7 protein-coding genes and 1 pseudogene are annotated in these 12,394 nt (G+C 69.2%); 5 read left to right on the top strand and 3 right to left on the bottom strand.

What is annotated here, in order from left to right; genetic code table 11:
- Positions 1–95: 95 nt before the first annotated feature.
- Together purN and purM are read right to left on the bottom strand one after the other, a co-directional pair.
- Positions 96–746 (bottom strand): phosphoribosylglycinamide formyltransferase, encoded by a 651-nt coding sequence (gene purN / locus ACXJKQ_RS14240; RefSeq protein ID WP_457106380.1) that lies wholly within the window; start codon positions 744–746, stop codon positions 96–98.
- Positions 746–1,825, bottom strand: coding sequence for a phosphoribosylformylglycinamidine cyclo-ligase (purM, locus tag ACXJKQ_RS14235; RefSeq protein WP_457106379.1), 1,080 nt, complete (start codon positions 1,823–1,825; stop codon positions 746–748). The genes purN and purM overlap by 1 nt, the downstream gene beginning before the upstream one ends.
- Before the next feature lie 141 nt (positions 1,826–1,966).
- On the opposite strand from purM, the gene ACXJKQ_RS14230 reads away from it, so the two are divergent.
- The 5 genes from ACXJKQ_RS14230 (at position 1,967) to ACXJKQ_RS14210 (ending at position 10,872) form a co-directional block, all read left to right on the top strand.
- Positions 1,967–3,091 carry an AI-2E family transporter gene (locus ACXJKQ_RS14230; RefSeq protein ID WP_457106378.1) on the top strand — a complete coding sequence of 375 codons (1,125 nt, stop codon included), beginning with the start codon at positions 1,967–1,969 and terminating at the stop codon, positions 3,089–3,091.
- A 13-nt stretch (positions 3,092–3,104) separates the two neighbouring features.
- Positions 3,105–3,815 carry a hypothetical protein gene (locus ACXJKQ_RS14225; RefSeq protein WP_457106377.1) on the top strand — a complete coding sequence of 237 codons (711 nt, stop codon included), beginning with the start codon at positions 3,105–3,107 and terminating at the stop codon, positions 3,813–3,815.
- A gap of 105 nt (positions 3,816–3,920) precedes the next feature.
- Positions 3,921–6,305 carry an RNA degradosome polyphosphate kinase gene (locus ACXJKQ_RS14220; protein WP_457106376.1) on the top strand — a complete coding sequence of 795 codons (2,385 nt, stop codon included), beginning with the start codon at positions 3,921–3,923 and terminating at the stop codon, positions 6,303–6,305.
- 82 nt (positions 6,306–6,387) lie between these two features.
- Positions 6,388–7,941 (top strand): exopolyphosphatase, encoded by a 1,554-nt coding sequence (gene ppx / locus ACXJKQ_RS14215; protein ID WP_457106375.1) that lies wholly within the window; start codon positions 6,388–6,390, stop codon positions 7,939–7,941.
- 414 nt (positions 7,942–8,355) lie between these two features.
- A complete protein-coding gene (locus ACXJKQ_RS14210; RefSeq protein ID WP_457106374.1) occupies positions 8,356–10,872 on the top strand; it encodes a methyl-accepting chemotaxis protein in 2,517 nt (838 codons plus the stop codon).
- 30 nt (positions 10,873–10,902) lie between these two features.
- Here the strand turns inward: ACXJKQ_RS14210 and ACXJKQ_RS14205 are convergent.
- Positions 10,903–12,348, bottom strand: a pseudogene (locus tag ACXJKQ_RS14205) (acetamidase/formamidase family protein).
- Positions 12,349–12,394: the final 46 nt, after the last annotated feature.

Here is a 12,394-nt window from a genome sequence, read left to right as displayed (position 1 = left end):
CAGCGGAGCGGCCCAGGCGCGCGGACCATCGATGAGCGTGGCGCTGCGAACCGGCTTCGCCGCGCTCGGAACGGTCAGGTCGCCGCAGCAGGCCGCTAGAGACTGAACAGCGCGCCCTCGGGCGCCTCTTCGGCAATGACGACGCGTTCGCCTTCAAGGCGTGCGCGTCCGCCCGCCACCAGGGCCAGCACCGCTGGGTAGAGCCGGCGCTCCTGCACGATCACGCGATCCGCGAGGCTGTCGGGATCGTCGTCCTGGCGGACCGGGATCGCCGCTTGCGCCACGATCGGACCGGCATCCAGTTCCGGTACCACGAAGTGGACGGTGCAGCCGTGCAAGCGCACGCCGGCGTCGAGGGCCTGCCGGTGGGTGTGGGTCCCCTTGAACAGGGGCAGGAGCGACGGATGGATGTTGAGCATCCGTCCCGCCCAGGACGCCACGAAGTCTGGCGTCAGGATCCGCATGAAGCCCGCCAGACACACGAGGTCGATATCGGCCGCCCGCAGGGCCGCGTCGAGCACGGCATCGAAACCGGCCCGGTCCGGGAAGGCTCTGTGATCGATCGCCTGCGTCGGGATGCCGGCCTCGGCCGCCCGCGCGAGGCCGGCCGCGTCCGGACGGTTCGATACCACCAGTACGATCTCCGCCGGATAGGCGGGATCCCGGGCCGCCTCCAACAAGGCGACCATGTTGGAGCCGCGCCCCGAGATCAGGATGGCGACGCGGGTCTTGCGGGCGGGTGCCATCAGAGGGCGAGGCGTCCGCTGAAGGTCACGGGTTCGGATCCGCGCGCCGTGATCCGTCCCAGACGCACCGGCGTCTCGCCGGCCCGGGTGAGGGCCTCGTCGACGTCGTCCACGGCCTCGGCGGCGGCGATCACCACCATGCCGATCCCGCAATTGAAGGTGCGCAGCATCTCGGCCTCGGCGACGCCGCCCTCTCGGGCGAGCCATCCGAACACGGCCGGCGGCGTGACCGCATCGAGATCGATGGCGATGCCGACATCGTCGGGAAGAACGCGGGGCAGGTTGTCGGGGAAGCCGCCGCCCGTGATGTGGGCAAGCGCCCGGATGCCGTCCGTCGCGCCCAGGGCGGCTAGAAGCGGCTTCACGTAGATCCGGGTGGGCTCCAGCAGCGCATCGCCGAGACTGCGCTCGGGGGCGAAGGGTGCCGGCGCATCCCAGCCGAGGCCGGTTTGAGCAACTATCCGGCGGACCAGGGAAAACCCGTTTGAGTGCACGCCGGACGACGGCAGGCCGAGCACGACGTCACCGGCACGGATGCCCGGGCGGGGCAGCAGGCTGCCGCGCTCGGCGGCCCCCACGGAGAATCCCGCGAGGTCGTAGTCGGACCCGTCATAGAGGCCCGGCATCTCGGCGGTCTCGCCGCCGATCAGCGCGCAACCGGCCTGACGGCACCCCTCGGCGATGCCGCGCACGATGTCGGCGCCGACACCCGGGACCAGCTTGCCGGTGGCATAATAGTCGAGGAAGAACAGGGGCTCTGCGCCCTGGACGATGATGTCGTTGACGCACATGGCCACGAGGTCGATGCCGATCGTGTCGTGGCGCCCGGTCTCGATGGCGATCTTGACCTTGGTTCCGACGCCGTCATTGGCCGCGACCAGGATCGGGTCGCGGAAGCCCGCGGCCTTCAGGTCGAACAGGCCGCCGAACCCGCCGATCTCGGCATCGGCGCCCGGGCGCCGGGTGGAGCGCACCAGCGGCTTGATCGTCTCGACCATGGCGTTGCCGGCATCGATGTCGACGCCCGCCTCCGCGTAGGTCAGCCCCGTATTCGGCTCCTTGCCGTCCCTGGCCGTCATGCCCGCGCCACCTCGTTCAATACTGGCTCCGCTCTAAAGGCTTACCGCGCGCGGCGCGAGTCGGCGCAGCGGCGCCTTGATCGGCGCACACCGCATACCCACTCTGCCGACGGGCGCGGCGTGCTGCGGGGGAGCGTCATCGTGCGTGCACGGGCTGTGATCGGGCTGGCCGCTGTCGTCGCCCTGGGACTCGTCGTCTACCTGCTCCGGGAGGTGATGCTGCCCTTCGTAGCCGGCATCACCCTGGCCTACCTGCTCGATCCTCTGGCCGATCGACTGGAGCGCCTCGGCCTCGGGCGGCTGGCGGCCAGCCTGCTGATCCTCGCCCTGTTCGTTGTCGTCCTCGTGGTGACGCTGCTGATCCTGATCCCGCTGACGGCCAATCAGGTCGTGGCGCTCGTGAACGCCCTGCCGGGCATGGTGTCCCGTCTCCAGGCCATCATCGCCGAGCGATCCGGGACCCTGCTCGAACGGGTCGGCGGTGCGAATGTCCTCACGGAGCTGCAATCCTCGGTGGGGACGCTGGCCACCCAGGCGGGCGCGTGGCTCCTGGCCTTCCTGAAATCCCTCTGGTCGGGCAGCCAGGCGCTGATCTCGATCGCCTCGCTGCTCGTCGTGACTCCGGTGGTCGCGTTCTACATCCTCGTCGACTGGGACCGGATGGTCGCGGCGATCGATGGCTGGGTGCCGCCGCGGCACCGGGCGACGGTGCGCGAGCTCGCGCGCCAGATCGACGGGGCGGTGACCGGCTACGTCCGGGGCCAGACCCTGGTCTGCCTCATCCTGGGAAGCTTCTACGCGGTGGGCCTCTGGCTGATCGGCCTCAACTTCGGGGTCCTGATCGGATTGATTGCGGGATTCCTGACCTTCATCCCGTATGTCGGGACGCTGACGGGATTCCTGCTCTCCGTGGGCGTCGCCCTCGTCCAGTTCTGGCCTTCTGGAGACTGGCTGTATCTCGGCCTCACGGTGGCCGTGTTCCTCGTCGGGCAGTTCCTGGAAGGGAACGTCATCTCGCCGAAGCTGGTGGGCGATTCCACCGGGCTTCACCCGGTCTGGCTGATGTTCGCGCTCCTGGCGTTCGGGACGCTGTTCGGCTTCGTCGGGCTGCTGCTGGCGGTGCCGATCGCGGCCTCGATCGGCGTGCTCGTGCGCTTCGCCCTGGCCCGATACCTGGAGAGCCGCCTTTATCACGCGGGGCAGCCGATCCTGATCGAGCACGACGGCAAGGACGCTTCGGCCTTGACCTCGGCGCGCGCGGGATGATCCTGGACGCAGCATGCGCGAGAACGCACCTCCCCGGCAGCTCGCCTTCGACCTGCCCCTCGATCCCCGGTACGGGCGCGAGGATTTCCTCGTCGGGCCGGCCAACGAGGCCGCCTACACGCTGATCGAGGCTTGGCCGGACTGGCCCGACAGCGTCCTGATCCTCACCGGCCCCTCCGGCAGCGGCAAGAGCCATCTGGCGGCGATCTGGGCGGAGCGTGCCCATGCCTGGACCGTCCCGGCCTCCGACTTGGGGGCCGACGCGGTCCAGCATCTGGTCTCGAACGGGGCGCTGGTCATCGAGGACCTCGATCGGGCGGAGCGACTCGACGAGGCGGCGCTGTTCCACCTGTTGAACCGGGCGCGGGAGCGCGCCTGCCCGGTCCTGCTGACGAGCGCCAGCGGGATCGACGCCCTCGGCCTTGCCACGCCGGACCTGCGCTCGCGGCTGCGGCTGGCGCCCCGCATCGCCATCGAGGCGCCCGACGACGCACTCCTGCGCGCGGTTCTGGTCAAGCTGTTCGTGGACCGGCAACTGGTCGTCGACCTGGGCGTGATCGATTCGCTGGCCCTGCGGATCGACCGTTCGCTGGGACGCGCCCGCGATGTCGTGGCCGAACTGGACCGCGACGCCCTCGGGCGCGGACGCCGCATCAGCCGGCCCCTCGCTCTGGCGGTGCTGCGGCGCATGGGGCTCGACGATGAGCCCGACCCGAGCGGCTGAGCGCCGAAAGCTGCGGCCGTCACGGAACTGTCGTGAAGGCCGCCGGTCTGGGATGATACAGGCTGCGCCGCCGCGAGGGGCGAGGCGCAGAGACAGGGATCGGGGATGGAATCGACGCAGAAGCCCGTGGACCGCGACGCCGCCGACGAGGCCGTCGAGCCCCGTCGGCGCGCGGCGGCCAATCCGACGGCCCGGCGTGCCCCTGCGGCCAAGCGTGTGCCGGTCGATCCCGCCTCCGGCACGGCCGCTCCGGCCGCGGTCCCGCCCGCCGACGCCAATGATGAATGGCCGGCGGCCGCCACCCCGGCGGAGCCGCCCGTCGGCGCGGCCCGTGAGCCGGTCGTCGAGGCGGGGCGGTCCCTGCGGCACTCGCCGGAGCGGTACGTGAACCGCGAGCTGTCCTGGCTGCAGTTCAACCGGCGCGTCCTGGAGGAGGCGTCGAACCCGAACCATCCGCTGCTGGAGCGTCTGCGCTTCCTGTCCATCTCGGCGAACAATCTCGACGAGTTCTTCATGGTCCGCGTGGCGGGCCTGATCGATCAGGTCCGGGCCGGTCTCACGGTGCCGTCCCAGGACGGCCTGTCCCCCTCCGAGCAGCTGGTTCGGATCGGCACCGAGGTCTCGCGACTTGCCGCCGACCAGCAGGCCCGCTGGCGTCAGCTTCGCGAGGAGTTGCACGCGTCCGACGTCGACATCGTCGAGCCGGCCTCGCTCACGGCCGAGCAGGCGGCGTGGCTGGAGGAGTACTTCCTCAACCACGTCTTCCCGGTTCTGACGCCGCTGGCGATCGATCCGGCCCATCCGTTTCCGTTCATCCCGAATCTCGGCACCACCATCGCGCTGATGCTGGTGCGGCCGAAGGACGGCCGGCTGCTCCGCGCCCTGATCCGCCTGCCCGGCGTCATCGACCGGTTCGTGCGCCTGCCGGTGAGCGACAGTGAGACGTCGGCGCGACTGATCCCGATCGAGCAGGTGATCGGGATGTTCACCGGGCGGCTCTTCCCCGGCTACCTCGTCAAGGGCAGCGGCGCGTTCCGCGTGGTCCGCGATTCGGACCTCGAGATCGAGGAGGAGGCGGAGGACCTCGTCCTTCACTTCGAGACCGCCCTGAAGCAGCGCCGCCGCGGCGTCGTGATCCGCCTCGAGGTCGATGCCGGCATGTCCGAGGATTTGCGCAGCTTCGTGGCGGACGAGCTGGAGATCTCGCCGGACGCGATCTTCCTCGTCGAGGGCATGCTGGCGCTCAACGAGCTGTCTCAGGTCGTGGGGATCGATCGCCCGGACCTCAAGTTCAAGACCTACAATCCGCGCTTCCCCGAGCGCATCCGCGAGAGCGGCGGCGACGTCTTCGCGGCGATCCGGCAGAAGGATTTCATCGTCCACCACCCCTACGAATCGTTCGATTCGGTGGTGCAGTTCCTTGCCCAGGCCGCCCGCGACCCGAACGTCGTGGCGATCAAGCAGACGCTCTATCGCACCTCGTCGAACTCGCCGATCGTGGCGGCCCTCGCGGAGGCCGCCGAACTCGGCAAGTCCGTCACCGCCCTCGTGGAGCTGAAGGCGCGCTTCGACGAGGAGGCGAATATCCGCTGGGCGCGCAATCTGGAGAAGGCCGGCGCGCAGGTGGTCTTCGGCTTCGTGGAGCTGAAGACCCACGCCAAGCTGTCGCTGGTGGTCCGGCGGGAGGGCGACAAGCTCGTCACCTACTGCCACGTCGGCACCGGCAACTATCACCCGATCACCGCGCGCATCTATACGGACCTGTCGTTCTTCACCGCGGACCCGGCGATCGCCCGCGACGTGTCGCGGATCTTCAACTTCATCACCGGCTACGCCGAGCCGGCCGAGCTGGAGCGGATGGCGGTGTCGCCGCTGACGCTCAAGAACCGGCTCCTGGAGCACATCGAGGCGGAGGTGGTCCACGCAAAGGCCGGACGTCCGGCGGCGATCTGGATCAAGTGCAACTCGCTGGTCGACAGCCAGATCATCGACGCGCTCTACGACGCCTCGGAGGCCGGCGTTCAGATCGACTGCGTGGTGCGCGGCATCTGCTGCCTGCGTCCGGGGATCCCCGGCCTGTCGGAGACGATCCGCGTGAAGTCGATCGTCGGGCGCTTCCTCGAGCACGGGCGCATCTACGCCTTCGGCAACGGCGTCGGGCTGCCCCATCCCAAGGCCACGGTCTACATCTCCTCGGCGGACCTGATGAGCCGGAACCTCGACCGGCGGGTCGAGGCGCTCCTGCCGATCACCAATCCCACCGTGCACCAGCAGGTGCTCGATCAGATCATGCTGGCCAACCTGCTCGACAACCGCCAGAGCTGGCGCCTGCTCGCCTCCGGCGGCTGCGAACGGATCCAACCCGCCGACGGCGAGGAGCCCTTCAACGCGCACAAGTATTTCATGACGAACCCGAGTCTCTCGGGGCGCGGCAAGGCGTCGAAGAAGTCGAGCCCGCGGGCTCTGAGCCGCCGTGCGCAGCGCAGCTGAGTTTCGCCGCGCGGCGAGGCTGGGCTAAACCTCCCGCACGGCGCGCCGGCAGGTGCGTCGGGCTGATGAAGGACTCGGACGTTTGGGCAGCCCTCGTGCCAACCTCACCCTCGCGCACGCCGCGGAGACGTATCCCGGTGATCTGCGCCATCCCGTGGCGATCATCGATATCGGCTCCAACTCCGTACGGCTCGTGGCCTATGACGGCCTGAGCCGGGCTCCGACCCCCCTCTACAACGAGAAGGTGCTCTGCGGCCTGGGCCGCAACGTGCTGACCACGGGTCGCCTGAACGAGGATGCGGTGGTCCGGGCGCTCGCCGCCCTGAATCGGTTCCGGGTGCTCTGCGAGACGATGCGCGTCGGGCGCGTCTTCGTCCTCGCCACGGCGGCGGCGCGGGACGCCGAGAACGGCCCGGATTTCCTGCGCGCCGCGGAAGCGGCCTGCGGCCAGGAGATCCAGCTTCTGTCGGGACGGCGCGAAGCGGAACTCTCCGCGCTCGGCGTCGTCTCGGGCTTCCACGCACCGAACGGGGTCGTGGGCGACCTGGGCGGCGGATCCCTCGAACTGGTGGACGTCCGCGGGACGGTGGTCGGCCAGGGGGTGACCATGCCCCTCGGCGGCCTCGCCCTTCAGGATCTCTCCGGCGGCTCGGTCAAGAAGGCCGCCAAGATCGTCCGCGAGTACATGCGCAAGGCTGCGCCGCAACTCGAGACCTTGCGCGGGCGGACCTTCTACGCGGTCGGTGGAACGTGGCGGGCCATCGCGCGGCTCCATCAGGCGGCCCGCGGCTATCCCGTCCACGTGATGCACGGCTACACCGTGGAGCCCTCCGACGAGCTGAGCTTCCTCCAGGTCGTCGAACAGACCGACGTGGCGCTGCTTCAGGACGTCGATGCGATCTCGGAGGCCCGCCGCCCCCTGCTCGCCTACGGGGCCGTGGTACTGGAGGAGATCATCCGCGTCGGCCGCCCGCTGGAGGTGGCGATCTCGGCCTCGGGCGTGCGCGAGGGCCTGCTGTTCGAGCAGCTCGACCGCGACACCCGGTTGATCGATCCACTCCTGGCCTCGGCTTCGGAGTTCAATGTCCTGCGCGCGCGCTCGCCTCGCCACGGAGAGGAGCTGATCGCCTGGACGGACCAATTCGTCGCGAGCCTGGACGGTCACGAAACCGCCGACGAGCGGCGTCTCCGCCACGCCGGGTGCCTGCTCTCGGATGTGGGCTGGCGGGCGCATCCCGATTACCGCGACGAGCAGAGCATTGCGGCGATCCAGAATGCGGCCTTCGTCGGCGTCGACCACCCGGGCCGAGCCTATCTCGCCCTCTCGGTTTCGCTTCGGCACACGGGTCTCGCCCCCGAGAAGGCGAACCCGATCCTCCGGAATGTGGCCGGTCCGCGCCTGTTCGAACGGGCGCGCCTTCTGGGCGCGTTGCTCCGAGTCGCCTTCCCGATCTCGGCCGGTATGGACGGTGCGCTCGATCGGGCGCCCCTGATCGTCGAGGACGGCCGTGTGGTCCTGCGTCTGCCCAAGGCATGGGAAGCCTTGAGCGGCGATCGCCTATTGAACCGCGTGCGCGGCCTCGGGCGGGTCGTCGGCCTCGATGGGCGGGTCGAGATCCTGGGCGATCCCGTCTGATCCAGGCAGCGCCGCCGCCCGGGGCCTCGGTCCCGATGCAGGCGACACGCATCACGGCGCGCGCCTGGGCCCCGTCACCACGCATCGTGCGCCCACGAAAGCCGGTCCCTCGTCAGGAACGCTCAGGCACCGATCCGAGCGCCGACGGCTCATACACGTGGCCTCGAAATGCCTCGCCGACAGGTCGCAGCAAAGTGCGAGATTGAGAATTAAGAATTCAAATTTAACCAGCAAACATGTCGTTCAATCAAATTATGGCCACGCGTGATTGATACTATCTCACCGAGGCTGATTTTTCTCATTTTTTGATTGAAGAGAGCATTTCGGCCGCAAATCTGGACGTGCAATCCAAAGATCATTTGATATCATGCGGGCGTTGCATCGAGCGTTCGTCGACAATGGGAATTCTTTACAATGTATTGGTTTGGTAGAGCGTCAATTCGAGCAGTCATGTCTGCTGCAATATTTTCAATGGCAGCGATGTTATTGGCCTACACGGCAGATGCTCTGATCGATGCGCGCTCACAAACCCGGCAGGCGCAGGAGGCCGTCACATTGAGCCGGGCCAGCCGACAATTGCTCAAGACGATCCTGCCAGTGCGCCTGGAGCGGGGCGCGTCGCTCGTCCTCGGCGGCGAGGCGGCCGCCGATACGGACAGCCTGGCGGCCCTCGCGACCAACCGGGAGGCGATGATCGCCGGCTTCAACGCCGTTCAGGACCTGCTGAGGGGTCAGGACGTGCCCGCCGTCTCGGCCACGCTGGGTCGCCTGAATGCGGCGCAGGACGCCACGAACGCGCTGCGGCCCCGCGTGGATGCCGCCCTGCGCGTCCCGAAGGCGCAGCGGGACCCGACGCTGTTTCCCGCGGTTCTCAAGGCCTTCCAAGAGCTCCTCGACGCGCTGACCGCGACGACGGACGCCGTGGATTCCGCGATCCCGCGCGCCGACGCCGACCTGCAGCGCGACCTCGTCCTCAAGCGCTCCGCCTGGACGACCCGCGTCGCGATCGGGAACGTCGCTCTGCGCGTGCACACGTCACTGGCGGTCGGAACGGGGTGGTCGCTCCCGGAGACCGTCGCGGCGGCCGAGGAGCGGGCCAAGGTGCAGATGGCCTGGATGAGCACGAGCGAGGCCGCGGCCGGTGTCGCCGACACCACGCGCGCGGCGTTCGAGAAGGCCAAGCGCAACAATTTCGAGGGCGAGGCCGCCGCCTCGGCCAAGGCGGTCTTCGATGCCTTGAGCCAGCACACGCCGTCGCCCTACACGTTCCAGGAACTCCGGCGCCGCAACACGGTCGAACAGGCGACCATCGTCGATCTCGCCGATTCGGCACTCGACGAGATGGTGGCCCGCGCCGAGACTCTTGCCGGGGCGGCGGACCGGGTTCTCCTCCGCAACGCTGCGGCGCTGGTCGCCGCATTGCTGCTCGTCGCCTTGGGTCTCGTCGCCGTGTCGCGGGGCGTGCTCCATCCGATCCGGGTGATCGCCGCTGCGATGCGGTCCCTGACCAGCGGCGACACCTCCGTCGATATCCCGGTGCGGGCGTATCGGAACGAATTCGCGCCGATCATGGCGGCCGTCGAGGCGTTCAGGGACAATCTGATCCGCACCCGTCAACTGGAGGCTGGGGCCGAGCAGGCCCGGCTCGACGCCGACGACCAACGCCGGGACAGCTTGCGGCAGATGGCCGAACGCTTCGAGCAGGCGGTCGGCGGCATGATCGGTCAGGTCGCGGCCTCGGCCTCGGCCCTCCAGATCACGGCGCAGACCATGACCGACACCGCCGCGCGGACCGCAGGCCAGTCCATGACCGTCGCGGCGGCCGCCGAGCGGGCTTCCAGGAACGTGAACACCGTGGCTGTGGCCGCCGAGGAACTCGGCGCCTCCGTGCAGGAGATCGGGCGGCAGGTCGACGGCTCGACGGATCTCGCCCGGCTGGCCGCGTCCGAGGCCGACCGGACCGGCACGCTGGTCCAGGCGTTGAGCAGCGCCGTGGGCAAGATCGGCGATGTCGTGGGGCTGATCTCGGCGATCGCCGGGCAGACCAACCTTCTGGCGCTCAACGCGACCATCGAGGCCGCCCGCGCCGGGGAGGCCGGCCGCGGCTTCGCGGTGGTCGCCGCCGAGGTGAAGGCGCTCGCCGACCAGACGGCGAAGGCGACCGAGGAGATCGCCGGGCAGATCACGCGGGTGCAGGCCTCCACGGGCCAAGCGGTCGAGGCGATCGGGGCGATCACCGCGCGGATCCGCGAGATCAACAGCGTGGCGACCTCGATCGCGGCCGCGGTGGAGGAGCAGGGCGCGGCAACCCAGGAGATCGTCCGAAACGTCGGGCAGGCCGCGGCCGGGACCGGTGAGGTCACCGGCAACATCACGGGCGTCGCGGAAGCGGCGGAGAATACCGGATCGGCTGCCAGCGAAGTGCTCGGCGCGGCCTCCGAACTGTCCCATCAATCCGAGCATCTCACCGCCGAGGTCGGTCAGTTCCTGGCCAGCATCCGGGTCTCGTATGCGGTCTCGGCCGCCCAGGTCGCCCTGGTGCAGGGGAGCTTCGCGAAGGTGCAGCCGATCGGCGACACCGCGGCCGACCTGTTCTACGGGCGCCTGTTCGAGATCGCGCCCCAGGTCCGCGCGCTGTTCCCGGAGGACATGACCGCGCAGAAGCGGAAGCTGATGGCCATGCTGGCGCTGGCGGTGGCCAACCTGGACAAGCCCGAGGCCCTGGTCTCGACCGTGCGCGACCTCGGGCACCGGCACGTGGCGTACGGAACACTGGAGACCCACTTCGCGCCGGTGGGCGCCGCGCTGCTGTGGACCCTGGAGCAGGGTCTCGGCTCGGACTTCACGCCCGAGACCCGGGAGGCGTGGTCCGAGACCTATCGGGTGATCACCGGCCTCATGGCGATGGCCGGGATCGCGAAAGTCGCGTGAGGCCGTCCGGCCTCACGCCGCAGCCCGCTCTCAGGCGACCCGGTCAGAGAAGATCGCCTTCTTGACCACGGCGTGGACGCCCCAATTGCCGTCCACGACCTGTGTGATCCCGAAATCGACCGCCACCGACATCAGGGAGATCGCCTCGTCCTCGGTCAGCCCCTTCGCGTGCATCAGGAACTGGCGCATCTTCCGGAAGGCGTCCCGCATGGCGAGATCGATTGAGGATTTCTGGAAGATCGCGCTCTGCGCATCGGGACCGAGGTCGCGCAGGTAGTTGGGATAGCTGAAGCCGGACAGGACCCAGTCCTCCCGGGTCTCGATCATCGGGAAATCGAGGGCTTCGAGCGGCGTGCCCGGCAGGTCGGCCTTCTTGTGCAGGATGAACTGGAACGTGCCGGTGRGCGAGCACTCGATGGCCGTCCCGCACAACTCGGAATCGCCCTGGCTGGCATGGGGATCGCCCACGGAGAACAATGCCCCCGGCACCGCCACCGGATAGTAGAGGGTGGCGCCCTTGCCGATCCGCCAATTGTCGATGTTGCCGCCGGTGTAGCTCGGCGGGATGGTGTTCACGCGGTCGGCCTCGGCGGGGGCGACGCCCATCGTGCCGAAATGCGGGCGGATCGGCACCCGGATGCCCTTCAGCACCTCGTAGGTCTTCTGCGTCTTCGTATGGTCGACCGGCAGGCCGGGATAGTCGATGGTCGGATGGGCGACGCCGAACGGGTCGGTCACGCCGGGCCAGCGGAAGCTGTAGACCGCGCGCGCCCAGTCACGCTCGCCGGTGGCGTCGACCTCGTAGATGGTCACGACCTCCCGGGGCTTATCGCCGGTGATCAGGTCGTTGTAGTGGTAGCCCCACCAGGCGGCGGCGTTGCTGCCGAAGGTCAAGCCCTTGTACTTGGGATTGGCGCAGGGGCGGGGGGCGACGTCGAGGATCCGCACCTCCAGCACGTCGCCCGGTTCGGCGCCGCGGATCGCCACGGGGCCGGTGCAGATGTGCACCCCGAGGCCACCGCCCGGGCCGACCTTGGCGTCCATGGCCCCGGCCCCGCGGGGCGAGACGCCCATCCTGTCCTTCGTCCACAGATAGACGCTCTCGGCGCCAGGATCGCCCTGGATCATCCGCTCGGCGTCGTCGCTCGCCTAGTGGGTGAGCGTCTCGATGGTGACGAAGTCCCCCGAACCGATCTCGACCTGCGGCTTGAGGCTGCGGCTGAAGAAGCCCCAATGCACCGTCTCGGCGTTGGCCGGCAGGTGATGATGCGCGGTCGCGGCGATCTTGGCGCCGCTCGCCTGGGCGAGGGCGGGGCCGACCAGCGAGGGGCCGCCGGCCGCGAAGGCTGCGGCGGCGGCGCCGGTCGCCGCGAAGCCGCTTTTCAGGAACGCGCGCCGCTCCGGTTCCAGATCCCGCCGGAACCGGCGGCGGTGCTCCTCGAAGTCATGGCAGGTCGGATCGTCGCCCGCGCACATGGCGTCATCTCCCGGCGTTCTGGTATCCCCGGGAACGGGCAAGCAA

This window comes from Methylobacterium sp. P5_C11 (genome assembly GCF_054049775.1).
This window is presented reverse-complemented; position numbering and strand designations above follow the sequence as displayed.